Genomic DNA, 24,822 nt, shown 5'->3' with positions numbered 1-24,822 from the left:
GCTCGCGGCACGTATCAGGCAGCCATGTCGGGAACGGGAGGGCGCGGCGGTCAGGAAACGGCCTTTCTATGTCAGGAATATGATCGGAATGCCCCTTATAGATCGTCTTTCATCGGAAAGGCCACAGCCTGACTGGCCTGCCATGCAAGTTGCATCATGGCGCCGGGTGCCAGATGGCGCGAGGACTGGATGAGTGGGCGCCTCATTTCAATTTCCACCCCGTCTGAGAGCCGCAGCCGTAGCCGCATCTGCTCGCCGGTATGCAGCACAGACTGAAGGTTCGCCATGAGCGGAGGTGGCCCCTCCTCATCTCCGCCGGAAGAGGTAAAAAGAGGCGTCATGCGATCGGGGCGAATGCAAAGCACGCAGAGACTGTCCTCATTCAGATCGGGGTCAGCCATGGCTTCCACGACACCGCCGCAGGCGAGGTGTACTGTAGCAACATCGTCTTCGATCGAGAGGACCCGGCCGGTCAGGAGATTGGATTCGGCGAAAAGTGAGGCAACCCAGGGGGTGGCGGGGCGGTCAAGCAGTGTGCTGGCGCTGGCGCACTGGACAAGGGTCTGGTGGTCGAACAAGGCGATACGCCCGCCCAGCCAGACCGCATCCTCACGGCTGTTCGCTGTATAGACCAGGGTCAGACCAAGCGCCTTGTGCAGCCTCGTGATCAGCTGCCGTGTTCGAGCGACTGCGCGTAAATCCAGACCGGCTAGAATATCGTCCAGCACCAGCACGGATGGATTGCAGGCGAGGGCGCGCGCCAGGCGCAGTCTCAGATCATATTCCGGAGAGAGACTCTCCGCCCTTTCTGAAGCAAATCCATTCAGCCCCAGAAGGGCGAGCCCGTGGCTGACGCCCGCACTGATTTCCTGAGGTGCCATGCCGCGTACCTGAAGAGGAAATGCGATATTGGCGGTTACATTGAGGTGGCCAAACGAGGGTTCACGTACGGAAACAAGGGCAATGGCGCGCTCTTCGGGGGGGCTATCCCCAGCGTCCACGCCATCAATGATGATGCGGCCAGCCGCCGGAGCGGCAAACCCAGCCAGAATGTCGCAGAACCGGCGAAGCACTTCAGGTGTTTCGGCCAGCAGACTTAGTGCTTCGCCCCGTGTTATCTGCAGCGAAAAGTCGGGAGCCTTTGTGGTCAATGACAGCGCTTGCACCGAAAGGGGGGGCTGACGCCCCCGTATTGAACCCGACATGAAACCTCGCCTGAACTAGGAACGTTATATCCGAAACCGTAAGATGCGGTTCAGACCGTATGAGGAGTTGTGACATGAGCAAATCTGACGTCAAGAAATCTGTGGACGATGCCAGCAAGTCGGCTCAGGAGCAGATTGACAGCTTGAAGAGTCAGCTGGAGCAACTGCTCAAGGATCGTATCAATCCGGCGCTGCTCGACGTAGCTGGTCGTGCTGACCAGGCAGTTGCCAACGCGCGTGAGATCACGGATGTCCAGTTGCACAACGCCGAGACGCGTGTCCGTGCCCGCCCGATTGCCGCTGTTTTGATTTCTGCCGTCATTGGCTTTATTGCGGGACGTGTCTCCAAATAAGCTGTCTCTCCCCTGCGGTGAGGCGGCTTCCTGTTCCAACCCGTCTCAGGGGTGGATGTTCGGTGGCCGGCTCGCCCGGGTTGATTTCTGGCGGGTTCGCCGCTGGCACGTCCAGCACTGGTACGACCACACCGTAAAGGCTTGCGAATCTCCATGAAGGTCATTGATGTCGGGCAGGAAGCCCTTCAGGCTCAGGGCGAAGTTTTGCAGCGCGTCGCGATGCGTATCGGTCGCCGCGTGGCCTATTTTGTTATCGCAGCTATCTTCGGATTGTTCGCGCTGGTTTCATTCCATGCTGTGCTCTGGGCCTTCGCCTATAGCGTCCTTCACTTTTCCGCTTTCGCTGCAGCGTGCTCAGTCCTGGGGCTCGACCTGCTGTTTGTGATCATCTTCGGTCTGCTCGGTACGCGTAATGTTGCTGACCCCGTCGAGTTCGAGGCCAGATTGCGCCGTGATCGCAAAATGATCGAATTCAAGCAGACGCTGGCGCTTTCGACCATTGCCGGTCTGCTCGTTGGTCCGATTGGTCGTTTCACGGGCAGGCAACTGTTCGAGATCCTGCGCAACATATTTACCCGACGATAAGCCTGCTAACTGCGTTGTGAGGTTTGTTGCGTCATATCTAATGCAAAATTCAGGTTTGCTTCTGGCGGCGAGCCTGGCTTTCCCCTATGACCTTCCATCAGTTGCCTCAGGCGTCGGGTCCGGGGCTCGTCCGGGTTCGGTCAGGTCGTCCGGTGTCTGCGTCCCGATAGCATTGCGGGAATTTCCGCGTTTCATGCTTTCGGGCTTGGCTCTCTCCCTTCTGATCCCGCAAGGTTGATACTGGAAGGAAGAGGGAGGCAGATGCTCGCGGAATTCAACCTTTTCGGCGTGTTCATATCTCCCATTGCCGTCTATTCCCTTGCCGCTATCCCCGTCACGCTCTTTATCCGGTTCCTCCTCTGGCGCACGGGCGCCATCGAGTGGTTCTGGCACGTCGCCCTGTTTGAGGTGGCGCTCTATGTCTGCGTGCTCTGCCTGATGGTGCTTTATGTATGAGGTCGGGAAGCGACATGGTGCCTTGTCCGCCTCACGGAGGCGTATGATGAATCATGTCGCTTATGGTGTCTGGCGTTTTTCCATGAGCGCTCCCTGCATCCCCGCCTCAAGTAAACTGGCCTTTTACAAGGAACTGCCTTCGTGTTGCTCGCTCGTACACTGATCCGGGTCTTTCTGACATTCGCAGTGCTCGGTGTGACGATCCTGCTCGGCTACACGTTGTGGGAAACCTATATGATCGCGCCATGGACGCGTGATGGGCGCGTTCGTGTGTATGTGGTCGATGCAGCGCCTGAAGTGTCAGGGACGGTGGTCAGTGTGCCGGTGCACGACAATGACTTCGTTCATCGTGGTGACCCGCTTTTCGTGATCGACCCGGTAAGGTTCCGCCTCGCGATCAAGGAGGCGGAGGCTCAACTTGCGAGCACTGAGGAAGACCTGAAGCTACGCCGCAATGATGCCAAACGCCGCATGGGGCTGAGTGGCATCGTGTCGGCGGAAGAGCAGGAGATCTACAACTCCAATGTTGAAACGCAGGAGGATGCGGTCAATGCAGCGCGTGCGAAACTCGATGTGGCAAGGCTTAACCTCCAGCGTTCCATCGTCTATTCGCCGGTCGAAGGCTATGTGACCAACCTTAATCTGCGCGTGGGTGACTATGCGCATGAGGGACAGTCCCGCATGGCGGTCATTGATGCGGACAGCTTCTGGATCAACGCCTATTTCGAGGAAACGAAGATGTGGGGTGTGCATGTGGGTGACGTTGCCCGTGTGAAGCTCATGGGTTATCGCGAGATTATCCCAGCCCATGTCGTTTCCATTGCACGGGGGATCAACGACCAGAACGGCTCGCCAGACAAGCTCGGGCTGCAGGACGTGAACCCCATTTTCACCTGGGTTCGTCTGGCGCAGCGTATTCCCGTGCGTATCCACCTTGATCGCGTGCCACCCGAAGTCATTCTGGCGGCCGGAATGACCTGCACAGTCACGGTAGGTACCCCGCCGCAGGGGCAGCGGGGCCGTCTGACCACCTGGTTGCAGAACCATCTCTGATCATGGTGTCTCTCCCCTGCAGGCTTTGCGCCTTCACCCTAGCCGCTTCGCTTCTGGCCGGATGTACGGTCGGGCCTGCCTACAAGCCTGACCACATGAAGCTGCCCAATGGTTTCGTCGAGACCGATCACGCGGCCACCGCAGAGGAAATCGCCCGCACTGAGGCCGAGATGAGGGAGTGGTGGGGGCAGTATAACGATCCGCTACTCAACAGGCTCGTGGCTCAGGCGATCAAGGGCAATTACGACCTGCTCATTGCCGACCAGCGTATCATCGCCGGTCGCGCCATGCGTGAAGAGGCAGCCTCGGCCTGGTACCCGCAGCTTGATGTCAACGCGGGCGGCGGCTCAAGCCGGTATTCCATCAATATTGATAACTGGCCCATAAGGCCTGGCAATCCGCAGAATCGGCCAGAAGCGTCCGTGCTGACATACGGCGCCCAGGCCAGCTGGGAGATCGATGCGTTCGGGCGCATCAGGCGCGAGGTAGAGGCCAGCGAGCGCGCCATCGATGTGAGCATCGAGGACCGACGCGCCACGCTGATGACGCTGCTTTCGGATCTGGTGCGGGCCTATATCTCGCTCCGGGGGGCGCAGCTGCGTTTCTCGATCGCGCAGGCCAACGTCAAGAATGCCCAGAGTGAAGTGGATCTGACCAAACGTCTCTATCTGGAGGGCATAGGCAACACGCTTCAGACCGCGCAGGCGCAGAGCGAACTTGATAGCGAACTGGCTTCACTCGAACCCCTCAGGGCCCAGATCGACACCCTGAGCCACGGGGTGAGCGTCCTGCTGGGCGACATGCCGGGCGATCTCAAGGCAGAACTTGAGGCATTGCCCGATGGCACAGCCTCCCTGCCGGTCATGCCACGCTTTCCGGCCACATTGCCCTCGATCGTCGTGGCCAATCGCCCCGATATTCGTGCCGCCGAGCGTGGTTATGCCGAAGCGACGGCTCGCATCGGCGTGGCCGTGGCCCAGCTCTACCCCAAATTCTCGATACCCCTGACATTCAACCCGAATGCATCCGCCATGTATCAGGCGTTTCAGGTCAATGCGATGAGCTGGTCTTTCATAATGCTGGCAACCCTGCCTGTCATGCACGGGGGGCGTTTCACCTCGCAGGTGGTCGAGGCGCGCGCGCGTGCCGAGGCGAGCCGTCTGACCTATCGCAAGACCGTGCTCAATGCGTTCCGTGAGGTTGAGGACGCCATGACGTCATGGCTGCATAACGATCATTATGTCGCCCAGCTGCATCAGGCTGCAACCGATAGCGGACTGGCTGCTGACCGGGCAAGGCGGCTCTATGCGGCGGGTCTGACCGATTATCTGAATGTCCTGACGACGCAGCGCACCTTGCTGGGTGCTCAGGATCGTGAGGCTGTGGCTCGTACGGCCAGGCTGCACGATTCCGTGGCGCTCTATACGGCGATGGGTGCAGGGTGGCAGGGTGTCGCGATGCGTGATACGGCCTTGCCAATCGATGCGGCAAAGCAAAGTATCCTTGCAAAGGCCTTCTCGCGCTAGCTCACTTGAATTGCGGATGATGGGCACAATATACAACTTATGAATTCTGTAGTATTCACGGAAAGCAAGGAGAAACAGGCGTGAAAGATCCTTATGCAGCGCTTGGCCTGACGCGCAGCGCCACGGATAAGGAGATCCGCAGCGCCTATCGCAAGCTCGCCAAGGAACATCATCCGGACCATAATCCGAACAACAAGAAGGCTGAGGAGGCCTTCAAGGCCGTTGGTGCCGCCTATGCCATTCTGGGCGACAAGGAGAAGCGCGCGCGCTTCGATCGCGGTGAAATCGATGCCGAGGGGAACGAGAGAGGCCCCTTCGGTGGCGGTGGCTTTGGGGGCGGCCAGGGTTTCCATGGCGGCGGCAACCAGTTCAATCAGGAAGATCTGGGGGCTTTTTTCTCGGACATGTTCAGCGGCGGTGGCACCGGCGCCGATTTTGGCGGGGGGCCGTTTGGGGGGCGTCGTCGGACGCGCCGCGGGGCAGACCGTTCCTATACACTCACGGTCTCGTTCGAGGATTCCGTGCTGGGTACGACGAGCCGTGTGACCTTGCCTGAGGCGGGAACGGTTGAGGTCAAGATTCCTGCCGGGATCGAGGATGGTCAGACCCTGCGCCTGAGTGGCAAGGGCGGGGCCGGTATGGGAGAGAACGCCCCTGCCGGTGATGCGCTGATCACGATCTCGGTGACGCCAAGCACGGTCTATACCCGTGATGGCCGCGATCTCAGGGCAAATGTGCCGGTTGATCTGGAAACAGCCATTCTTGGCGGCAAGATCGTGATCCCGACGCCCAAAGGGCAGGTGACCATGAAAGTGCCACCCCATTCCGATACCGGTACGGTACTTCGCCTGGGTGGTCGCGGTGTCGCCGAGCATGGCCAGCACAAGGCGGGAAATTTGTACGTCACGCTTCAGGTCAGGATCGGTGACGTCGACCCCAAACTCGAAGCGTTCTTCGTCGAGCAGCGCGCACAGCAGGCACAGGAGGCCTGATAACGGTGGCGAGGGCCGGGTTTTTCGACTGGAAGCTGATCTTCACCCGTGAGGTGATGGGGGCACTTGTTGCCCTTCTTTCCACCGCATTGCTGGTTGTTCTCTGCTATGGCGGGATGAGGATCTCGGGGATCTGGGCCGGACTTTAGTCTTTCCATCACGGGGGAGTGTGATATCTCGGGTCCACTGATCTGATTTCTTGACCCGGACCCCCCTTATGAGCGCATCCTCTCTCACAGAGCTTCCGACGCGACGACAGGCCTTCTCGGTCGTCTTCGCAATCGAACTCTGGGAACGTTTTGGCTATTACGGCATGCAGGCCGTACTGACGCTCTATCTGGTTCAGCGTCTGGGGCTGAGCGACGTGGCAGCCAATGTCATGATCGCCGCCTTCGTTGGTCTTACCTACATCACCCCCGTTCTTGGCGGCTTTGCCGGCGATCGCATCCTTGGCCCGAGGCGCACCATGCTGATGGGTGCGTTTGCGCTGGTCTTCGGTTATGCGGCGCTGGCACTTGCTGACCAGCATCGCTCACTGCTGTTTTTCGCAATGGCCCTGATCTCGGCAGGGAATGGTCTGTTCAAGCCCAATGCGGCCAATCTGGTACGCCGCATCTATGAAGGTGACGACGCCGCGCTCGATGCAGCGTTCACCATCTATTACATGTCGGTCAATGTAGGCTCGACCGTCTCGATGCTCATCACCCCGCTGCTACAGGATCGCTATGGACCTGCAAGCGCCTTCCTGACCTGTTCGGGCGGGCTTGTCGTGGGGCTGGCCTATTATTTCTGGCGTCGCCGCTGGATTCATCATGCAGGCTCAGCGCTGGATCAGGGGCCTTTCCAGTTGAAACCGTTTCTGACTGTGTTTGGCGGGTTTGTCCTGACCGTACTTGTGCTGACAGGCATCATCGCGAGCCCCGGGATCGCGCGGCTCTGCGTCTGGTGCGCCACGGCGGCCATTGCCTTCCTGTGGGGGCGTCTCTACTGGCGCTCGGGCCATGCCGCCCGACCCGGTTTGCGCCTGACTTTCCTGCTCTGTCTGGAGAGCATGGCCTATCTGATCTTCTATCAGCAGATGATGACATCGCTCACGCTGTTTGCGCTGCGCGCTGTCGATGGTGATCTTCGTATCGGTGGCGTCACCCTGGTGCATCTCAGCGCTGGCCAGTTTCAGGCGCTCAATCCGATCTGGATCATGCTGGCGAGCCCGGTTCTGGCGGCCCTGTATAACCGTCTGGCCCGTCAGGGGCGCGACCTGTCCCTTGCGCACAAGATGGTGCTTGGCTTCGGCCTCGTGACGCTGGGCTTTCTCATCTGGTGGATTGCCGCTTCTCATGCCCAGCCTCTGGTTTCGGCTTGGGTCATGGTTCTGGGTTACGGCCTGATCTCGATTGCCGAGCTTCTTACTATGGCTCTGGGGCTGGCGATTATCGCTCGCTACACCCTGCCCGAAAGCAGCGGCTTCATGATGGGGTCACTGTATCTGCTATGGGGCGTGGCCATGTACGCTGGCAGCCTGGTTGCCAATTTTGCTGCGGCCACGGGCACACCAGCGACGGGCGCGGCGGCGGCGGCGCTCTATGTGCCTCTCTTCCGCGATCTGTTTGTGGCAGGGTTGATCCTGACGGGTTTTCTCGTATGCCTCTTGCCGCTGGCGAAGCGCTGGGATCGTGAGCATGTTCTGGCGACAGGGCTGCACGCCAATCCTGATACCCGCCCCGCCATGCCTGCCGAAATGGAAGGCTAGTGTCCCCCGGGGCGGTGGGTTTCTACGGGCTGCCCCGCAGCTGTGCTCCTGTTTTTCTGGTCACAGGGGGCGGCAGGAGCATTTGTCGCTTTATCATGGCTCCTTTGTCGCAATGGGCAGTTCCTGTTGCTCGGTAGAGGAGCGTGCTTATAGCCCAGTCATGGGTACGAGGCCTAAACGTACCGTTCTGCGGCTTTCGAGAGCAGGCATCTCTTGCGAGCACTCCTACTCTCGACGTGATTCCTTTGGTGCGTGCGAGGCCGAGTGCCGCAGGCGTTGACCAGGTAACCTGCTTCAGGCCCGTTTCCGACATCCTGATATCTCTGAACGATGAGAGACAGAACGGCGCTGCACGCTCGGGTTTTGCCAATTGCTTCGCATGATGCCTATGATCCTGCCGTTCAGAATGACCCTGTTCAGAAGGACGACAACATGAAGCCGAACTCCCGTCTCGCTCTCGCTGGTCTTGCTCTCATGGCCGGTACGGCGGCGCTGCCCTGCCTGCCCGTTACAGGGCTCGTTTCACCGGCATTGGCTGCCAGTGCCCCGGCTGCCAATGCACCGCTGACGCTCAAGATTCTCAAGGTTGAGGGCAACAAGGCCGTCTCGACTGACGATATCATGGCAGCGCTCCCCTATCATGTGGGTGATACCGTCACGCGCGATCAGCTCGATGCAGGCGTGCAGAAAGTGGCTGATCTCTACAAGGCCAAGAATATGGGTGCCAAGTTCAGCGAGAAGGAGCGCTTTGTCAAAAACACGGTGCAGTTCTATCTCGTGATCGAAGAGCAGGCACCGCAGGCCGCCGCAGCCCCCGCGCCGTTCGTGCTCGACAAGGTCGAGTTCGTTGGCAACAAGAAAGTGCCGACCGCCGAACTCGAAGCTGTGACGAAGCTGCGTCCTGGTGCCACTGTAACGGCAGAAGCCGCAACTGCTGACACGGTGGCCATCCAGAAGGTCTATCAGAAGCACGATCTGGGTGTGCAGATCCAGCCAGTCGCTACCCAGCCCAATCACGACAACCATGTCGTGCTGACCTATCAGATCACTGAGAAATAAAGGGGTCCGATATCGTTTCCCGATATCAACCGGTGCAGGGTGCCGCGGTACCCTGCCTGCCGGATCACCCGACCGCTCCCGTCAAGGGATGGGCTGACCATCCAGCGCCTTGAAGAAGGCTTCATCGAGCCGGACAGGCGACAGGGCAGACGGGAGGTAGAGGGGATGCTCGGGTCGGCCGCCCTTACTCAGCCTCAGGACGAACAGGGGGACCCCGGCGGCGTGAAGGGTCTGCGCGACATGGTTGCCGCGTGCCCGCAACGAGGGGTGGGTGGGTGAGCCATAGGCCAGTATCACCTTGTCGGCCTGCTGCGCCATATCGAGCAGCGCCGAGTCATTCCCCGGTCCCACAGGGTCCTCTACTTCGAGCAGACGCTTCTGGTCCGTGCAGCGATAGCCAAAGCTATTGCCGACAAACATTGCACCATACCCCCACTCGCGAGCATAGCGCTGGCATTTGGCAACGGTGCGGTCGTCGCCATACTCGGTGGCAACAGACGGGTTCATCATGAGCCACATGATGCTGGGCTTCTCCGGCGCCCATATTCTGTGCAGGCGGTAGCGGTAGCAGTCACCTGGGCCATCGTAGAGAGCGGTGCTGGTCACGTCGTCCTGCAGGCGCAGGGGGCGCGAAGCACCAACATGGTGGGTCTTGTCTGATGAAATCATGAATGAAGTGGCCACTCGTCACAGCGCGTGGCCCGATCCCTACTTACGGCGGTTCTTCATGGTATCGGCCTTGAAAGTCTTCAGCGCGGCCAGTGCCTGGCTGACATGATTGCCGGGAGAGTCCGTGCTGATTGTTTCGATAATCTGCCCTTCGGGTGCGATTACGTAGGTAATACGCTGCGCAATATCGAGCATGGGCATCTTGGCGTCATACAGGCGCGTGACCTTGCCGTCCGTATCGGAAGCCACAGGGAACTGCCCCTTGATCTGACTGACCGAGAAATTATCCAGTTTGTGGATGTTGTCCATTGATACGCCGATGACGCTGGCGCCAAGTGCCTTGAACTGGGGCATGGCGTCTGCAAAACCATGCGCCTCGGCCGTGCAGCCCTTGGTGAAGGCCGCCGGGTAAAAGTAAAGCACCACGGGGCCGTTCTTGAGGGCATCGTGCAGCGTGTAGCTGGTTTCCTGCCCATTCTGCGTGGCGGGGAGTGTGAAATCCGGTGCTTCACCTCCCTGTTTCAGCGCAGCGTGGGCCGGGGGGGGCGCTGCTGCCATCGAGAGTGACAGGAGAGCGGTAGCAACAAAAAGAGAACGGCGCTTCATGGTGTCTCCACAAGGAGCAGGGTCAGAATGATGATCCCGGAGAGACGACGACGCAGGGTGTGTCGCGGCCCATTTTCCGGCAGGCAGCCACGGCGCTGTCATGGGACAGGTTGACCAGACGCGCACGGTAGAGATGCGCGCGGCCTGATTGCACCGTGGAAACCTGACTACGCGCGCCAGAAAGTGAAGTTCCTGCATGATTCTGGGCCTGTGCAACAGCCCGCGTGGCCTGTACCGCAGAATTATAGGCTCCAACCTGTATGGCCCAGCTGCCAGGTGTCGCAGCTGCATGGGTTGAAGCAGGCTGGCGCGACGGACGCGGGGTCATGACAGCGAGTACCGGCTCTGCGGAGAGGCGACGTCCGACCGGGATCGGCTGCACAGGGGCACGACCGGCCCAGGCCTGCGCAACATTATCAGGGGAGCCTTCAGAAGAATCTGATGCCGAGTTTGTCAGGCTTGCCATCTGTACGGGGGCAGGCGAGGGGGTCGCCACGACACCGCGCGCTGCCCAGGCAGAACTGACCGAGGCCCGGCTGGAAGAAGGACCAGGAGCCTCTGCAACCTGCATGTCCTGCTGATCGGCGTTATAGGTGGCCGACTGCGCCTGGCGCCTCCAGGCTGCACGAACAGACGCGGTTTCGCTGTCGTTCTGGGCCACCATGGTGGCTGCTGAAGGATCATGCTGGGCAACCAGAAGATCGGCTGCCGAGCGGTTGCGTGGCCAGATTCCTGCGATCTGCGGCCCAACGTGGGCGACGTAGCGTCTTGTCTCGCGTGGCAGGGCGCGCCCGCGACGGAGATAGGAATCCAGACTGCCCGGACCGTCATTATAGGCCGCAAGGAAGCCCGGCGAGCCATAGATATCATACATCTGACGGATATAGGCCGTTCCCGCCATGATGTTGTCATGGGGATCATACGCATCATCGCCCAGACTGTACTGCACGCGCATATCATCATAGGTGGGGGGCATGAGCTGCATCAGCCCCATGGCGCCGGGCGCCGATGTCGTGAACTGGCCGTTGCGGTCATAAAGTCTGCCGCCCGATTCCTGCATCATGACAGAGCGAATCCACATGGTCGGCACGTCAAAACGTTGCGAGGCTTCCTCGATATAGGGCCCCCACGGGTCATCAGCCGGTCCGGGCGGTGCATAATAGGATTTGGCGTGTTCGCGGTAGTGCGCGGCTTCCTGTGCTACGGGCACCTGAGGACGTTGCGGGGTCGTTGCGCAGGCAGTCAACAGGGCCGCAAATCCGGTCATCAGCAGGACGCGGTTGGGCGCTATCCCCTCGAAGCGGGACCGGCCAGTACGATCTTGTACAGCCTCAATGGTCGAGTGACGGGAAGGAGCCATGATGGATTTCACCTGATGCAACCGAGCGTGATCCGTAATGTGGGGCAGGATTGAGGCAAAACTACGGAGTGCACCAAGAGAAAGAAAGCCAAAAATGGCGTTATCACACGACCTGGCATGATTCGATGCCGTCTGCAGTGCCGCAGTTGCGGAAACAGGGCTTATCCGCTAGGCGAATTGTCCAGCACACAGGGTGTTTCAGGCGCCTGTCCCAAAAGAGACTGTCAGCAATTCCCGGAGAGACATGAGCCAGCGTCGTTATGCCCTCGCTTGGAAGGATATCGTGTCAGGGCTGCTCATGTGGCGACTGGCAACGACACTCGGGTGGAACGATATTCGTCTGCGTTATCGTGGCTCAGTGCTGGGGCCATTCTGGCTCACCCTCTCAGCGCTCATCATGATTGCCTCAATGGGGGTGATCTATGCGCGCCTGTTCCACATGGTGCTGCGTGACTATCTGCCTTTCCTGTCGCTTTCCCTGGCGCTCTGGCAGGTTGGTCTGTCAAGTTTGCTGACGGAAGCCTGCTCCTGCTTTGTCGAGGCGGAAGCCACGATTCATGCGATAAAACTGCCTTACACGCTTCATGCCATCAGATTGCTGGTACGAAATCTCATTGTATTCGCTCACAGTATCATCGTGCCGATCGGTGTCTTTGTGCTCTATGGTGTCTGGCCGGGACTGATCAGCCTTGCGGCGTTGCCGGGCCTTGTGTTGTGGGCACTCAATGGGTATGCGGCCTGTCTGCTTTTAGGGGCTTTCTGCGCACGTTTCCGCGACATCACGTCCGTCGTCGGGGCGTTCATGCAGATCGCTTTTTACGTTACCCCGATCATATGGCAGCCAAGCCAGTTGGGACCACGTAGTCGTTACCTGCTGCTCAACCCTTTCTATGACCTGCTGGAAATGGTTCGTGGCCCGATATTGGGGCATCTTCCAAGTCCGGGCGTTGTTGCCGTCTCGTGCGGTGTCAGTCTCGTCTGGTGCCTGCTCGGGTTCCTGACATTCGTCAGGACGCGCGAGCGTCTTGCGTTCTGGGTGTAGGAACGATGTCCACCATTACCCTTCGGGATTACTCCCTGATCTATCCCATGTTTCATGGGAGCGCGCGGTCATTCAAAAAGAGCCTGTTCAAGGGGGTTCGACAGAAAATCCAGAACCGTCAGGCCGTGGGTGGCAGCATTGTCAGCCAGGACGATACAACAATCGTCGTGGCTCTGGATGCGATCTCCATGACCATCAGGGAGGGTGAACGCGTCGGGCTGATCGGCCATAACGGCGCGGGAAAATCCACGCTGCTGAGGGCACTGGCCGGAATATATGAATCGTCGATCGGTCATCTTGACGTGCAGGGTGAGGTACATGCGCTGCTCAGCCCGCAGGCCGGTATGAACACCGAGCTGACCGGTCGAGAGAATATCCGGCTCTACGCGCGCGTTCTCGGGATGAAAATGGAAGAGGCTGCAGCGCTTGAGGCCGACGTGGAAGCATTTGCCGAGCTCGGTGCCTTTCTGGATCTCCCTGTGCGGCATTATTCTTCGGGCATGGCCATTCGGCTGGGCTTTGGTCTGGCCACATCGCCGCGTCCCGAAATCCTGCTCATGGATGAATGGTTCATGGCAGGTGACAGTCATTTCCAGGAGAAGGCACGGGAGAGACTGACCCGCCTGATCGAATATGTTCGTATTCTTGTGGTTACATCTCATTCGTTGCCCATCCTGCAGAAATGGTGCACGCGCATCATCTGGATGGACGGGGGGCGTGTTCGTATGGATGGCCAGCCCGTCGAGGTGATTGAAGCCTACGAGGCTGCTGGGTTGGGCTGAGTACTGACATCTATGCCCCCTCCAGAAACAGCCTGGAGGGGGCGCATGGGTCCTGATGTAAACCCGCGCCTCAGCTCTTGAAGATGCCGGTGATGGTGGAGAGGAGAGACAGGGCTTCCTCACGCGGGCGCTGGAATGTGTTGCGGCCGATGATCGAGCCAAACCCGCCGCCAGCATGGATGCCACGGATGGTATCCAGCAGGGCCTCGGTGCTCTCATGCTCACCACCCGAGAAGATCACGATGCGACGCCCGGCGAAGGTTGACTGCACGACGTGACGTACACGGGCCTCCATGGTCGAGATATCGATTTTCTGTTCCAGATAGACCTTCTTGGCTGCGGGTAGTGACAGAACGTCAGTTGGTGGTTTGACCTTGATAATGTGCGCCCCACATTCAGCGGCCATATGCGCTGCATAGGCGCAGATATCGATGGCGGTCTCACCGGCCTTGTCGAGCATCGGGCCGCGGGGGTAGCTCCAGACGATCACGACGAGGCCAGCGGCCTTTGCCTCCTGGGCCAGTTCACGCAGCTCGTTCATCTGATCAAAGCAGTATTCGCTGCCGGGGTAGATGGTGAAGCCGATGGCAGAGCAGCCCAGCCGCAGGGCATCGGCAACCGTGCCGGTGACGGCCTGGTTCTTCTCGGTGGCCAGTGAGTTCGAGCTGTTGCATTTGAGGATGAGGGGAAGCTGACCAGCAAACGTCGAGGCACCAGCCTCAAGCATTCCGAGGGGAGCTGCGAAGGCATTCAGCCCGGCCTCAATGGCAAGCGAAAAGTGATAATGGGGGTCGTAGGCGGGCGGGTTGGCGGCAAAGGAGCGGGCAGGTCCATGTTCAAAACCCTGATCGACAGGCAGGATGACAAGCTTGCCGGTGCCGGCCAGAACGCCCGTGTTCATGAGGCGCACGAGATTGGCCTTCGTGCCGGGATTATCCGACTCATAATTCGCGAGGATTGCTTTGACCTGCGGCGAAAGTGACATGTGATGCTCCTGTTTTACTGGCATGCCCGCCACTTCTGGCTCCCGGGCGGCCATCGTACGGTTGTTTAACTGATGCGCACCCGCTCCGTTTCTTTCGCCGAGATAACGAGCATTCACAGTTACGATATCAGTCAACCAGCCGATGGATCTGCAAGCAACTTGTAGCGTTCCTGAGGAAGCCTCAGGCAGCCTGTATCTCACCCGGATATTCATGGCGTGGCGGGCTTCCGAGTGCAGCAAAGGAGTTTTCATGCGACACCCCGGCCAGGTTTCGATAGTGCCGGTACGGCGCAGCGTTTTGACAATGCCGACATTTGCACTTCTGGCAGCTTTGACGGTTTCACTGGTCAACGCGGCGTCTGCCAGGGCCGAACCGGTCGCCTTGACCCATATGCGCCTTGTAGACGGCTCCGGTAATCCGGCACGCACTGATCTCGCAATGGTGGTCGATCACGGTCAGATTGTCGCTCTTTCTGCGACACCGCCGACCGGGATCAAAATCGTTGATCTGCAGGGCAGGACTCTGATGCCTGCGCTGATCAGCGACCATAGTCATGTCGGGCTGGTGGACGGTATGAGTGCCGCTTCGGCGAACTATACACGCGCCAATATCCTGGCAGCGCTGAACCAGTACGTACGCTACGGGGTACTGACCGTGACGGCACTGGGGTTGAACAAATCCCCCCTGTTCGATCAGCTCCGCCGTGAGCAACATGAAGGGGTCAATCAGGGGGCGGATCTCTTCGGTGTTGACCAGGGTATTGGTGCCCCTGCCGGAATGCCACCCGAGGCCATGATTGATGGGATGGGGCGTGACCAGATTTTCCGCCCGTCCACCCCGCAACAGGCGCGTCAGGCTGTCGACCGGATGGCCGACGAGGGGACGGATTTCGTCAAGATCTGGCTTGATGATCTGCGTCTGACCAATCCGGGCAAACCGCCCTTGCCGTTGCTCGGCGCCTCTGTCTGGGAAGCAGCCATCAAGGAGGCTCACCGGCGCCATCTGCGCGTGGCGGTCCATATTCACGATCTGGATCTCGCCAAAACAGCCCTGCAGCATGGCGCCGATATTCTGGCGCATGGAGTGCGGGACAAGCCGGTCGATCAGGGCTTCATCACCCAGATCAGATCCACCGGAGCGTGGTATATCCCTACATTGTCGCTGGATGAGTCGACCTATTACTTTGCCGAGCATCCGGAAACACTGGGGCAGCCGGTGGCACATGATGCGATGTCGCCAGCCCTTCGCGACAGGGTTGCCGATGAGCAGTGGCGCAAGGACAGTCTGGCGAAGCCTTCGGTCAGCGCGGCACGCGCAGCCTTGGCAATGAACGAACGCAATGTTCTTGCCCTGTATCGTGCTGGAGCAAAGATCGGGTTTGGAACCGACTCAGGAGCGACGCCGCTTCGCCTGCCCGGCTACGCCGAGCATCGCGAGCTTGTCCTGCTGACGGAGTCAGGTCTTACGCCGTTGCAGGCTATCAATCTGGCGACGCAGAAGGCAGCGGCTCTTCTGGGACTAGAGGATCGCGGCGTGTTGGCTGTCGGGAAACGAGCTGATTTTCTCGTCATTGACGGCGCGCCAGACCGCACCATATCTGATATCGACCTGATCTCTCAGGTCTGGCAGCGCGGCAAGCCGGTCTCGGACGGGCTCGTCATTAAAGGGAAGACATTATGATTCGTCATTTCGGGTCAAAGCGTATTCTGGGGGTGGCCCTTGGGGCGCTCTCTCTGGCTGCCTCCTCGCTTGCGTTCGCGCAGCAAGGCCCGGCACCCCATCGCTATGCGGACGGGACTGGCAACAACATGATTGAGCAGCTGAATTCGTCCCAGCTGAACAACAATTACAAGGGGCCGTATTACAACCGCGGAGAGGCGCCACCGCCGTTCAGGCCCGTGCAGGTGCAGCCACCGCCACCACCCCCACCCCCTGTACGCCCGCCCAGGCATCATCATCGCCCGCATCCGGTACCTCCCGGGGCCATGCAACCAGTTCCCCCCGGCGGTCCACGCTGAGCAGGTGCTGCCCATGACCCCTGCTGTCATTCTGGCAGGGGGACAAGGCAGTCGGTTGGGGTATCGGGACAAGGCGCTCATTCCAGCCGGGAAGGGGGCTTTGCTCGATCAGCTCCTTGACCGATTACGGCCACAGGTCGGTCTGGTTGCGCTCTCGACACGACGCGACTGCGAAACACGCTATGGCCGCAACCTGCCACTGCTTCAGGATCGATACACCGGGGCAGGCCCGCTCTCCGGTGTCCTCGCAGCGCTTGAGTGGGCACAGGATCTCGGCGAGACGGCCGTATTGACTGTGCCGGTAGACACCGCGTTTGTCCCGAACGATCTGGTCAGACGGATGAAAGCACCGCCATGTTGCGCCATGAGCCGAGGACGCATTCATCCTCTCGTTGCGTTGTGGCCCGTATCGTCTCTGCCCCTGTTGGACGACTACCTGAGCGCGGGCGTGGCATCGGGCGATCACCGGCAGTTGGCCGTCTGGAGCTTTGCACGACATATCGATATGACCCCCATCTCCTTCGATGATGAGGGGCCGGATCCGTTCTTCAACGTCAATACGCCAGATGATCTGCTGGCTCTGACAACGCTTCTTGAGGCGTGATTACGCGGACTCAGTCATCAACAGCCCGAACTCACGCAATGCCGGAACAAAATTCTCATTTTCATGGCGTGAGCGAGCAAGCTTGACCAAGGCAAAGCGTTGCAGCGACGTCAGCGAGCCCCATGCCTCGCGTGTTGGCGGTGAGACGTCATCTGAAGCGGCCTGCTGAAGGACACAGTCAGGAATCGCCGCGCTATCACGCCAGAGATGATCCTCATTTGCCGGGAGGGGCTTTGGTGGCGCGTCACAGCGTTGCGCGATAAGGGACATGAGGTGAGCATGGTAGCGGCTCTGCTCGTCTGGCGTGACACAGGCGCGTTCCAGTAATTCACGCCGTTCGTCCGCAAGAAGCTGACTCCACTGGCGCAGGCTGAGCTTGATACCTGTCAGATCAAGTTTCATCCGCACGCACATCGGTATGCAGCGTAACGATCCTGCAAAATCCTGCTCGAAACCGAAGATTGCCTGTGAAGCTGGTAAGGCGCTGGGTGTCATGTGGTCATCATTTCCAGAGTTTCGGGTCTGACAAGGCGATGGCCGCCGCAGAACACAGAGAAGCGATCCCGCCGCGCATTGCCGATCAGGGTCATATCTGCCTTGCGGGCAATCTGGATGGCGCGATCCGTCGGAGAGGAGACCGCGACCAGCGTCGAGATACCAAGAGTCAAGGCCTTTTCAACCATTTCGTATGAGCAACGGCTTGTCAGCAGGCAAAAGCCTCGCCCCGGATCCCTTGGTGACTGGCTTAGTATGCCGATCAGCTTGTCCAGCGCGTTATGGCGCCCGACATCCTCACGCACGTAATGGATGATTCCATCGGGTGAAGCCCAGGCCGCAGCGTGTACCATATGCACCTGCTGGTTCAGGACCTGCTGGTCTGGCAAGGCATTGAGCGCCGCACGTATGGACGATACCGGAATACTATGCGCGGGAAGGCTCGGTGTTGCAGTGGCAATATCGTCAAGCGAGGTCACCCCGCAAAGCCCGCACGAACTGCCCCCGGTCAGCAGGCGCTGACCCCGACGGATCAACCGGCTGAAATCGGCACCGGTGATGCGTATATGCGCCGTAAGCTGCTCCTCATGACGTTCGATATGGCAGGAGATCATGTCGCTCGGTGCCGCAATGATCTTCTCAGTGAGGACGAAACCGAGCACGAAATCATGCAGATCAAGTGGCGTGACCATCATGACGGCATGAATATGGAATTCATTGAAAATCAGGGTGAGCGGTATCTCTTCGGCAATGCCAAGCTCGATCCGCTCCTGAACGCCCTCGGGGCCAATTTCGATGGCGTGGCGCAGCACATGGGCCGCTGCAAGACTATCCGGTCTCGTCGTCATGATGCTCCCTCCGCGAGGAAAACACGCACCGGGATCGATTTGGCAGCGGGTGTGCCACTGATCTCGTCGAAATGGTTGAGAGGCAGCAACGGGTTGAGTTCGGGGTAGTAGCCCGCAATCGCGCCGCGCGGCACGGGATAGGCCACCGCCACGAGGTCGCCCACGCGGCGACGGATGCCGTCCGTCGAGATCGTTTCCAGATTGACGACCATTTCCTGCGTAATGCCGCGCTCTTCCATGTCCTCATCATTCATGAACACGACCATGCGGGTGTTGTAGATGCCCCGATAGCGATCATTCATGCTGTAAATGGTCGTGTTGAACTGATCATGAGAGCGTATGGTGGAAAGACGCAGCATGTCAGGATCATCGACCGCATCATCGACGGCAAGGCCCGGGAAGAGCAGGAACTGCGCCTTGCCGGTCGGAGTTTTCCACGCGCGACGACGCGGTGGAATGTCGAGATGAAATCCCTGGGGGTTGCGTATGCGTGCGTTGAAATCGGCATAGATTTCGGGATAGACCGCCGCGATCTTGTCACGGATGAGACTGTAATCGGTCGGGAACAACGCCCAGGGAATGGCGCTATCCGGCAGGGTGGCCTGTGCCATGCCACAGACGATGGCGACTTCCGAGAGCAGGTCCGGGCTGGCGGGCTCAAGCACCCCGCGCGAGGCGGTGACATTCGACATGGCGTCTTCGATCGTCACGAACTGCTCGCCGGTCGCCTGACGGTCGATCTCCGAGCGAGCCACGACCGGCAGGATGAGCGCATCGCGCCCGTGGACGATATGGCCTCTATTGAGCTTGGTTGCGATACCCACGGTCAGGTCCAGACGGCGCATGGCCTCATAGGCGCGCGGTGTGTCCGGGATGGCATGCACGAAATTGCCGCCCATGCCGATAAAGACGCGGGCCGCACCGGCAAGCATTGCCTCGACCGAATCAACAGCATGATGGCCATGGTCCCGCGGAGGCTCGAAACCAAAGACATCGCGCAGTCGGTCGAGATAGGCCTGACTTGGCTTTTCATCGATGCCGACGGTGCGATCGCCCTGAACGTTGGAATGGCCCCTGATCGGGGCAATTCCTGCGCCCTTCTTGCCAAAATTGCCCCGCAGCATGAGAAAGGCCGCAATCTGCTGGATCATGCGGGCACCCTGCTGATGCTGGGTAATGCCCATGCCAAAGCAGATGATCGTGGCATTCGATCGGGCATAGATGTCGGCTGCGCGCTCGATCTGGGTCCTGTCGACGCCGGCGATACGCTCGATTTCCGCCCAGTCCTGCTGCATCACCTCCTGGCGCAGGGCCGCAAAACCTTCAGTGTGGGTGGTGATGAAGTCATGATCCAGCACGCTCTCGCCTGCCTGATCCCGCTCGAACAATGCCTTCATCATGCCTTTGAAGAAAGCGAGATCACCACCGATCCGGATATGGACAAATTCGGTCGCAATCGCTGTTGACCCTCCGGTTGCCATCTGCACGGCATCCTGTGGCTCGGTAAAGCGTATCAAGGCGCGCTCTGGCATGGGATTGACCACAACGATCGGCACGTTGCGTTTGCGGGCATGGGCCAGAAGCCCCATCATGCGCGGTGAATTGGTGCCGGTATTCTGCCCGACAATGAAAATGGCTTCGGCATGGTCGAAATCATCCATGACCACTGTGCCCTTGCCGATGCCAATGGCACCCGGAAGGCCGCGACTTGTCGGCTCATGGCACATGTTGGAGCAGTCGGGGAAATTGTTCGTGCCATAGGCCCGCACAAAGACGGAATACAGAAACGCCGCCTCGTTCGAGGTTCGTCCCGAGGTGTAGAATTCGGCCTGATGTGGCGAGGCAAGTCCCTGTAGATGCTGTCCGATCAGGGCGAAGGCCTCGGGCCAACTGCACGGAACATAATGATCCGTCTGGGCATCATAGCGCATGGGCTCTGTCAGGCGGCCCTGTTCCTCAAGCCAGTAATCGCTTTGAGCGGCAAGATCGCTGACGCTGTACTGCGCAAAAAACTCCCGCGTAACGCGTCGCTTGGTGGCCTCGACCGCCAGACCCTTTACCCCATTCTCGCAGAACTCGATCTTCTTGTGCCGCGTGGGGTCCGGAAAGGCACAGCTCGGACATTTGAAGCCGCCCGGCTGGTTCATGGCCAGAAGCGCCCGCGATCCCTTACCCACCACGCTCTGTTCCAGCAGAGCCTTGGCCGTTGCCTTGACCGCACCCCAGCCACCCGCAGGATGGTGATAAGGGCGATAGACGGTCTTGCGTTCGGACATGGACGGGTCTCCGGTGAGGGGGCAGAACCTCACCTTAAACGCACGAACCTTGCCAGCGTCGAAATCGCAGTCTCATTTCTGCGTGAGGGAAAGCACAAAACGCCTCATGCCGCAGCCCCGGCGTTGCCCGTTGGTTCAGAAACTGCTGACCATGGAGAAGAACATGCCCCGCCGCTGGCCGTACTGGGCCTGGGTGACGCCTACACCGCTGCCGTCGCGCAGCTGGTAACGATGGTCGAACAGATTGACCACATCGGCTCTGACCTTGAGGGAATGACCAACCGGCACCCTCGTGAAGGTATGGGCGTAGCCGATGTTGAAAATGGCGTAGGCGGGCTGCTTCTCAAGATTGGCAAAGCCGCTGCGCAGACCGTAGCCATACATGAAATCGAGATAGGCCATATCGTGCTTATTGGCATAGGAAACCCCGGCTGAGGAGGTGAATTCGCCTTGGTGATCGAGCTGTATGCCGTGGCGTTGGATATAGGCCAGTTCTGCTGTCTCGAACTGATATTGCGCCGAATTGATGTCCTTCGCCCAGGTCTTGACGAAGGAGAAATTGCCATAGACCGACCAACCTCCGTGACGCCATGAATTGCCGATTTCCGCCCCGTAAACGCGGCCGCGGCGATAACTGAATGGCGCAAGAATGACCGCGCGCCCGAACTGCCCCAGATCGCCCTGGTCATGTGCCCATTTGCCAAATGCATCGATCGTGATCTGATAGTCGCGCGTGACATGCTGGAGAACACCGACATCGACGTAATGGGATTTCTCAACCCGTGTGGGTGTGTTGAGCATCGTATCGGGCGCATTGGTCGTGCCCGCGAATTTCTGGAGTGTCGCATCCGATATGTATTGCGGCGAGGGTGGCGCGAAGTAACGGGAATAGCCGAAATGTATTGTGGTCGAGGGGCTGGCTTTCCAGACCATGTTGGCGCGCGGGCTGACCTGTCCCTCACTATGGAAGGACGAGGCAAAGCGGTCATAACGCAACCCGTAATTGAACGTCAGGCGCGGCGTGATGTGAAATTCATCCTGGATATAGGCCCCGGCCTCGACGGCCCAGTTTCCGCTATGATCGATGATGCGCCTCGGGTCGATCGTGCTTTGGGCACCGGTCTCATCAACAGGAAAGGCCAGCGTGTCGGTATCGAGCGTCTCGGCCGTGTATTGCGCGAGCAGGCCAAAGCGCAGCACGTGATGGGGGGTGATATCATAGGAATTGTCGATTTGCAGACCGCCCGTGGTGAAATCATTCACTTCGTGCTGCGATATGCCTGAAAAAGCGAGATCCCTGCTGGGGTCATTGCGATAGTCGATGCGTCCGTAGCGGAAATAGGGCGAGATCTGCAGGTTCGATTTCTCTGTGCTGCGCTGGTAGGACATCACGGCATAATAATTCTGCTCGCTCTGACCGTCGCGCAAAAGGCGCGACTGGATGTCCGGATCATCGGGCGCAATGGTGGAGGACTGATAGAGAATGGGCAGGGCGGTTGTGTTGGGCAGCTCGAAATCGGCGTAGGAAGCGCTGGTCAGGAAACTCAGCCGGCTTTCATCGTCAATCTGATAGGCGGCATAACCGAAGGCCTTGCCCTGCTGGGTCGTGTCATGGGTGGCGCGAAAGCTGTTCGTCGGGTTTTCAATGCCGATGTCATTGCGGTTGTATGAGGCCGTCACGAAGTAGTCCCACCGGCCCTTCGATCCCCCCAGTTGCAGCGACGGAATGAACGTGTTGTAGCTCCCGCCATAGAGCGAGACCTGATTCTCCTTGAGCGTTGCGCCACTCTTGGTCTTGACGTCGATGACGCCCGATGTGCGAAAACCGAACTGGGCGGGTAGCGTGCCTGTCAGCAGGTCCACCGACCGGATGATACGACTGTCGAGTTCCTGCCCGAAACCGTTCAGCCCCTCAGGCAACAGGACCCCATTCACGCGATAGGTGAGGCCACCATGCTCGCCACGCACATGCACCTCGCCATAGCTGTCCATCACGACACCGGGGAGCCGGAGCAGGATCTGGCTGAACGCGGCGTTTTCACCACCCGGTGTGACCTGTATCTGCCGCTGGTCAATGCCATAGGCAACCGCCCCCAACCCCGGTGCGAGACGGCCACGGGCCTGATCCATATGGGCAGTGACAGTAATCTCCTCCGGATGCGGGGGAGGGGCGGCATTTGCCACGGCAGGCTCGCTGCCTGCTTTCGACGGCTTTGCCCTGTCCTTCGACGTTGCGACAGATTGGCGGCCTGCATTCGTGGCAGACGGTACCGCGCGATCCCGATGCGCAGGCGGTTCAGGCGGTGATGCCAATGGGGATTTTTGCAAGGGATCGGCAAGGGTTGTCCCCGACATAAGAAAGAGGGCCGTCGGCAGGCTAAGCCAGAACGCAGGGCGACAAAAAAAGCCTGAATTATGAGTGAGTGCTCTACTGAATCCCATATGCTCATTATTATAGCATTTGCTAATTCCAAATCCGAGACGAGGCATGAAAAGGTCCTGAACAGGGTTGAGAGGCCAGAAGATGAAAGGAAGCGGTAAGATGCGGGATTGCCGAGGCGTCATGGTCCGCCGTGTTGCAGGCTGAGCCAAGACGCGGCGGAAAGTGCGGGGATCAGCTCATGAGCGTATCGTAGAGTAGCTTGAAGTTGAGCAGCAGGATCACGCCAGCGACGCCCCAGGAGAGCAGCTTCATGGGTGTGCCAATCGTGAATTGACCCATCTTGCGCTTGTCAGAGACGAACATCACGAGTGGGATGACAGCAAAGGGTAGCTGCAGGGACAGGACAACCTGACTGAAAATAAGCAACGTGCCCACGCCATGATTGCCATAGAGCGCCGTGACCACCACGACGGGCAGAATGGCGAGGCCACGTGTGACGAGGCGCCGGGCCCAATGGGGCAGGCCAAGCTGGAGGAAGCCCTCCATGACGATCTGTCCGGCAAGTGTGCCGGTAACTGTCGAGTTCGTGCCCGCAGCAAGAAGCGCGACCGCAAACAGGGTCGAGGCCATGCCCATGCCCAGAATGGGCGAGAGCAGGCGATAGGCGTCCTCGATTTCTGCCACGTCCTGATGGCCGGTATTGTGAAAAGCGGCGGCCGAAACAATCAGGATGGCGGCGTTGATGAAGAGCGCCAGCATCAGCGCCACGCTGCTGTCGAGTGTCGCCCAGCGAAGGGCCTCACGCCGTCCGTTCTCGGTACGCGGGTAATCACGGGTCTGCACGATGGATGAGTGCAGGTAGAGATTATGGGGCATGACCGTCGCGCCGATGATGCCGATCGCGATATAAAGCATGGCGGGATGCGTGACGATTTCAGCCCGTGGGATGAAACCGGCCAGCACTTCTGCCACAGGGGGGGCTGCCGCCACGATCTGTGCTGTGAAACACAGGGCAATGATGCTCAGAAGCGCGATGATGAAGGCTTCCAGGTAGCGGAAGCCCCGATTCATCAAAAACAGGACGATCAGCGCGTCAAAGGCCGAAATCAGCGCGCCTGCCAGTAGCGGAATATGGAACAGGAGTTGCAGGGCCACGGCCGTGCCGATCACCTCGGCCAGATCGCAGGCAATGATCGCAAGTTCGCATGTGAGCCAGAGCACGAGATTGAGAGCGGGCGGAAAGTGTTCACGACAGGCCTGCGCCAGATCGCGTCCGGTCACGATACCCAGACGCGCTGCAAGGGCCTGAAGGAGAATGGCCATCAGGTTGGAGATCATGATGACCGAAAGCAGCGTGTAGCCGAACTGCGCGCCACCCTGCAGATCGGTCGCCCAGTTGCCAGGGTCCATATAGCCCACAGCCACCATGTAGCCCGGACCGACGAAGGAGAGGAAACGACGTATCCAGCCCGACCCTTCCGGCGCAAGACGCACGGATGAGAAGACTTCCGGCAGGCTTTGTCCCTCACTGCCCAGTGCACGGACGAACCGCCGGGCTTTGGGCCCGGGAGGAGCCGGGTTGGGATGCGTCCCGCGAGCAGGTGGAAGAGAGGACATGATGCGTTACTCAAACCCAAGGCTTAGAAATATGCAATATACTATATTCACGAGTGATCAGTTTTATGGACGCTAACGGTCCTGATGGCGCGAAGTTGACCGGTCATTTCAGCGAGGGTTGATGAGACTGCGAGCTGCGACGTCTGGACTGATCACG

At 59.4% G+C, this 24,822-nt stretch carries 24 protein-coding genes; 14 read left to right on the top strand and 10 right to left on the bottom strand.

Annotated features, from left to right (window positions below; genetic code table 11):
- Positions 1-95 precede the first annotated feature (95 nt).
- On the bottom strand, positions 96-1,205 hold the full coding sequence (locus ACWNRM_RS07115; protein ID WP_485170097.1) for an ABC transporter ATP-binding protein: 1,110 nt from the start codon (positions 1,203-1,205) through the stop codon (positions 96-98).
- 74 nt (positions 1,206-1,279) lie between these two features.
- Between ACWNRM_RS07115 and ACWNRM_RS07110 the strand changes: the two genes are divergently transcribed.
- The 9 genes from ACWNRM_RS07110 to ACWNRM_RS07070 all read left to right on the top strand — a co-directional run bounded on the left by ACWNRM_RS07110 (position 1,280) and on the right by ACWNRM_RS07070 (position 8,979).
- On the top strand, positions 1,280-1,558 hold the full coding sequence (locus ACWNRM_RS07110; protein ID WP_485170098.1) for a hypothetical protein: 279 nt from the start codon (positions 1,280-1,282) through the stop codon (positions 1,556-1,558).
- A 153-nt stretch (positions 1,559-1,711) separates the two neighbouring features.
- Positions 1,712-2,143, top strand: a complete 432-nt coding sequence (locus tag ACWNRM_RS07105) for a hypothetical protein (protein ID WP_485170099.1) — start codon at positions 1,712-1,714, stop codon at positions 2,141-2,143.
- Positions 2,144-2,404: 261 nt separating this feature from the next.
- Complete coding sequence (locus tag ACWNRM_RS07100; protein WP_485170100.1) at positions 2,405-2,599, top strand: DUF1656 domain-containing protein; 195 nt, start codon at positions 2,405-2,407, stop codon at positions 2,597-2,599.
- Positions 2,600-2,740: 141 nt separating this feature from the next.
- Positions 2,741-3,652: an HlyD family secretion protein gene (locus ACWNRM_RS07095; RefSeq protein WP_485170101.1), complete on the top strand. Its 912-nt coding sequence runs from the start codon at positions 2,741-2,743 to the stop codon at positions 3,650-3,652.
- Between the two features lie 2 nt (positions 3,653-3,654).
- Entirely contained in the window at positions 3,655-5,178 is a 1,524-nt protein-coding gene (locus ACWNRM_RS07090) for an efflux transporter outer membrane subunit (RefSeq protein WP_485170102.1), read from the top strand.
- Between the two features lie 80 nt (positions 5,179-5,258).
- Complete coding sequence (locus tag ACWNRM_RS07085; RefSeq protein WP_485170103.1) at positions 5,259-6,170, top strand: DnaJ C-terminal domain-containing protein; 912 nt, start codon at positions 5,259-5,261, stop codon at positions 6,168-6,170.
- 5 nt (positions 6,171-6,175) lie between these two features.
- On the top strand, positions 6,176-6,319 hold the full coding sequence (locus ACWNRM_RS07080) for a hypothetical protein (protein ID WP_485170104.1): 144 nt from the start codon (positions 6,176-6,178) through the stop codon (positions 6,317-6,319).
- 68 nt (positions 6,320-6,387) lie between these two features.
- A complete protein-coding gene (locus ACWNRM_RS07075) occupies positions 6,388-7,920 on the top strand; it encodes a peptide MFS transporter (protein WP_485170105.1) in 1,533 nt (510 codons plus the stop codon).
- A gap of 330 nt (positions 7,921-8,250) precedes the next feature.
- Positions 8,251-8,979 carry a POTRA domain-containing protein gene (locus ACWNRM_RS07070; RefSeq protein WP_485170106.1) on the top strand — a complete coding sequence of 243 codons (729 nt, stop codon included), beginning with the start codon at positions 8,251-8,253 and terminating at the stop codon, positions 8,977-8,979.
- Between the two features lie 81 nt (positions 8,980-9,060).
- Here the strand turns inward: ACWNRM_RS07070 and ACWNRM_RS07065 are convergent, their stop codons facing one another.
- The 3 genes from ACWNRM_RS07065 to ACWNRM_RS07055 are packed head-to-tail and all read right to left on the bottom strand — an operon-like array spanning position 9,061 to position 11,614.
- Positions 9,061-9,648, bottom strand: coding sequence for a DUF1643 domain-containing protein (locus ACWNRM_RS07065; protein ID WP_485170199.1), 588 nt, complete (start codon positions 9,646-9,648; stop codon positions 9,061-9,063).
- Between the two features lie 39 nt (positions 9,649-9,687).
- Positions 9,688-10,254 carry a peroxiredoxin gene (locus tag ACWNRM_RS07060; protein WP_485170107.1) on the bottom strand — a complete coding sequence of 189 codons (567 nt, stop codon included), beginning with the start codon at positions 10,252-10,254 and terminating at the stop codon, positions 9,688-9,690.
- 22 nt (positions 10,255-10,276) lie between these two features.
- Complete coding sequence (locus ACWNRM_RS07055; RefSeq protein ID WP_485170108.1) at positions 10,277-11,614, bottom strand: transglycosylase SLT domain-containing protein; 1,338 nt, start codon at positions 11,612-11,614, stop codon at positions 10,277-10,279.
- Positions 11,615-11,858: 244 nt separating this feature from the next.
- Here ACWNRM_RS07055 and ACWNRM_RS07050 point away from each other — a divergent pair, with 244 nt between their 5' ends.
- Both ACWNRM_RS07050 and ACWNRM_RS07045 read left to right on the top strand, forming a co-directional pair.
- Complete coding sequence (locus ACWNRM_RS07050) at positions 11,859-12,656, top strand: ABC transporter permease (protein ID WP_485170109.1); 798 nt, start codon at positions 11,859-11,861, stop codon at positions 12,654-12,656.
- Between the two features lie 5 nt (positions 12,657-12,661).
- Positions 12,662-13,438 (top strand): ABC transporter ATP-binding protein, encoded by a 777-nt coding sequence (locus ACWNRM_RS07045; protein ID WP_485170110.1) that lies wholly within the window; start codon positions 12,662-12,664, stop codon positions 13,436-13,438.
- Positions 13,439-13,508: 70 nt separating this feature from the next.
- On the opposite strand, the gene ACWNRM_RS07040 is transcribed toward ACWNRM_RS07045, so the two are convergent.
- Positions 13,509-14,423 carry a class I fructose-bisphosphate aldolase gene (locus tag ACWNRM_RS07040; protein WP_485170111.1) on the bottom strand — a complete coding sequence of 305 codons (915 nt, stop codon included), beginning with the start codon at positions 14,421-14,423 and terminating at the stop codon, positions 13,509-13,511.
- Between the two features lie 304 nt (positions 14,424-14,727).
- Here ACWNRM_RS07040 and ACWNRM_RS07035 point away from each other — a divergent pair, with 304 nt between their 5' ends.
- From ACWNRM_RS07035 to ACWNRM_RS07025, 3 genes are read left to right on the top strand one after another with little or no spacing between them, the layout of a single operon-like run.
- Positions 14,728-16,104 carry an amidohydrolase family protein gene (locus ACWNRM_RS07035; protein ID WP_485170112.1) on the top strand — a complete coding sequence of 459 codons (1,377 nt, stop codon included), beginning with the start codon at positions 14,728-14,730 and terminating at the stop codon, positions 16,102-16,104.
- On the top strand, positions 16,101-16,442 hold the full coding sequence (locus tag ACWNRM_RS07030; RefSeq protein ID WP_485170113.1) for a hypothetical protein: 342 nt from the start codon (positions 16,101-16,103) through the stop codon (positions 16,440-16,442). Before ACWNRM_RS07035 ends, ACWNRM_RS07030 begins: the two co-directional genes overlap by 4 nt.
- Positions 16,443-16,455: 13 nt before the next feature.
- Positions 16,456-17,046: a molybdenum cofactor guanylyltransferase gene (locus ACWNRM_RS07025; protein WP_485170114.1), complete on the top strand. Its 591-nt coding sequence runs from the start codon at positions 16,456-16,458 to the stop codon at positions 17,044-17,046.
- Here ACWNRM_RS07025 and ACWNRM_RS07020 read toward each other — a convergent pair whose 3' ends face one another.
- The 5 genes from ACWNRM_RS07020 to ACWNRM_RS07000 form a co-directional block, all read right to left on the bottom strand.
- The gene (locus ACWNRM_RS07020) at positions 17,047-17,541 is read right to left on the bottom strand and encodes a nitrate reductase associated protein (protein WP_485170115.1); all 495 of its coding nucleotides are present in this window, start codon (positions 17,539-17,541) and stop codon (positions 17,047-17,049) included. It lies immediately after the preceding gene.
- On the bottom strand, positions 17,538-18,389 hold the full coding sequence (gene fdhD, locus ACWNRM_RS07015; protein WP_485170116.1) for a formate dehydrogenase accessory sulfurtransferase FdhD: 852 nt from the start codon (positions 18,387-18,389) through the stop codon (positions 17,538-17,540). Before fdhD ends, ACWNRM_RS07020 begins: the two co-directional genes overlap by 4 nt.
- A complete protein-coding gene (locus ACWNRM_RS07010) occupies positions 18,386-20,665 on the bottom strand; it encodes an FdhF/YdeP family oxidoreductase (RefSeq protein WP_485170117.1) in 2,280 nt (759 codons plus the stop codon). The genes fdhD and ACWNRM_RS07010 overlap by 4 nt, the downstream gene beginning before the upstream one ends.
- A gap of 135 nt (positions 20,666-20,800) precedes the next feature.
- Positions 20,801-23,020 carry a TonB-dependent receptor gene (locus ACWNRM_RS07005; protein WP_485170118.1) on the bottom strand — a complete coding sequence of 740 codons (2,220 nt, stop codon included), beginning with the start codon at positions 23,018-23,020 and terminating at the stop codon, positions 20,801-20,803.
- 259 nt (positions 23,021-23,279) lie between these two features.
- Entirely contained in the window at positions 23,280-24,665 is a 1,386-nt protein-coding gene (locus tag ACWNRM_RS07000) for an Nramp family divalent metal transporter (protein WP_485170119.1), read from the bottom strand.
- Positions 24,666-24,822: the final 157 nt, after the last annotated feature.

The organism is Asaia sp. A2, from assembly GCF_057319415.1.
Note: the sequence above shows the minus strand (reverse complement) of the source record. Positions and strands in the feature narration are given on the sequence as shown.

Bases quoted from the DNA above. Each gene is read 5' to 3' on its own strand.
- ACWNRM_RS07060 (WP_485170107.1), bottom strand. From the start codon at position 10,254: ATGAAGCGCCGTTCTCTTTTTGTTGCTACCGCTCTCCTGTCACTCTCG.
- ACWNRM_RS07090 (WP_485170102.1), top strand. From the start codon at position 3,655: ATGGTGTCTCTCCCCTGCAGGCTTTGCGCCTTCACCCTAGCCGCTTCG.
- ACWNRM_RS07110 (WP_485170098.1), top strand. From the start codon at position 1,280: ATGAGCAAATCTGACGTCAAGAAATCTGTGGACGATGCCAGCAAGTCG.
- fdhD (WP_485170116.1), bottom strand. From the start codon at position 18,389: ATGACGACGAGACCGGATAGTCTTGCAGCGGCCCATGTGCTGCGCCAC.
- ACWNRM_RS07100 (WP_485170100.1), top strand. From the start codon at position 2,405: ATGCTCGCGGAATTCAACCTTTTCGGCGTGTTCATATCTCCCATTGCC.
- ACWNRM_RS07075 (WP_485170105.1), top strand. From the start codon at position 6,388: ATGAGCGCATCCTCTCTCACAGAGCTTCCGACGCGACGACAGGCCTTC.
- ACWNRM_RS07020 (WP_485170115.1), bottom strand. From the start codon at position 17,541: ATGACACCCAGCGCCTTACCAGCTTCACAGGCAATCTTCGGTTTCGAG.
- ACWNRM_RS07105 (WP_485170099.1), top strand. From the start codon at position 1,712: ATGAAGGTCATTGATGTCGGGCAGGAAGCCCTTCAGGCTCAGGGCGAA.
- ACWNRM_RS07065 (WP_485170199.1), bottom strand. From the start codon at position 9,648: ATGATTTCATCAGACAAGACCCACCATGTTGGTGCTTCGCGCCCCCTG.
- ACWNRM_RS07040 (WP_485170111.1), bottom strand. From the start codon at position 14,423: ATGTCACTTTCGCCGCAGGTCAAAGCAATCCTCGCGAATTATGAGTCG.
- ACWNRM_RS07045 (WP_485170110.1), top strand. From the start codon at position 12,662: ATGTCCACCATTACCCTTCGGGATTACTCCCTGATCTATCCCATGTTT.
- ACWNRM_RS07035 (WP_485170112.1), top strand. From the start codon at position 14,728: ATGCCGACATTTGCACTTCTGGCAGCTTTGACGGTTTCACTGGTCAAC.
- ACWNRM_RS07010 (WP_485170117.1), bottom strand. From the start codon at position 20,665: ATGTCCGAACGCAAGACCGTCTATCGCCCTTATCACCATCCTGCGGGT.
- ACWNRM_RS07000 (WP_485170119.1), bottom strand. From the start codon at position 24,665: ATGTCCTCTCTTCCACCTGCTCGCGGGACGCATCCCAACCCGGCTCCT.
- ACWNRM_RS07115 (WP_485170097.1), bottom strand. From the start codon at position 1,205: ATGTCGGGTTCAATACGGGGGCGTCAGCCCCCCCTTTCGGTGCAAGCG.
- ACWNRM_RS07005 (WP_485170118.1), bottom strand. From the start codon at position 23,020: ATGTCGGGGACAACCCTTGCCGATCCCTTGCAAAAATCCCCATTGGCA.
- ACWNRM_RS07050 (WP_485170109.1), top strand. From the start codon at position 11,859: ATGAGCCAGCGTCGTTATGCCCTCGCTTGGAAGGATATCGTGTCAGGG.
- ACWNRM_RS07055 (WP_485170108.1), bottom strand. From the start codon at position 11,614: ATGGCTCCTTCCCGTCACTCGACCATTGAGGCTGTACAAGATCGTACT.
- ACWNRM_RS07025 (WP_485170114.1), top strand. From the start codon at position 16,456: ATGACCCCTGCTGTCATTCTGGCAGGGGGACAAGGCAGTCGGTTGGGG.
- ACWNRM_RS07030 (WP_485170113.1), top strand. From the start codon at position 16,101: ATGATTCGTCATTTCGGGTCAAAGCGTATTCTGGGGGTGGCCCTTGGG.
- ACWNRM_RS07070 (WP_485170106.1), top strand. From the start codon at position 8,251: ATGAGAGACAGAACGGCGCTGCACGCTCGGGTTTTGCCAATTGCTTCG.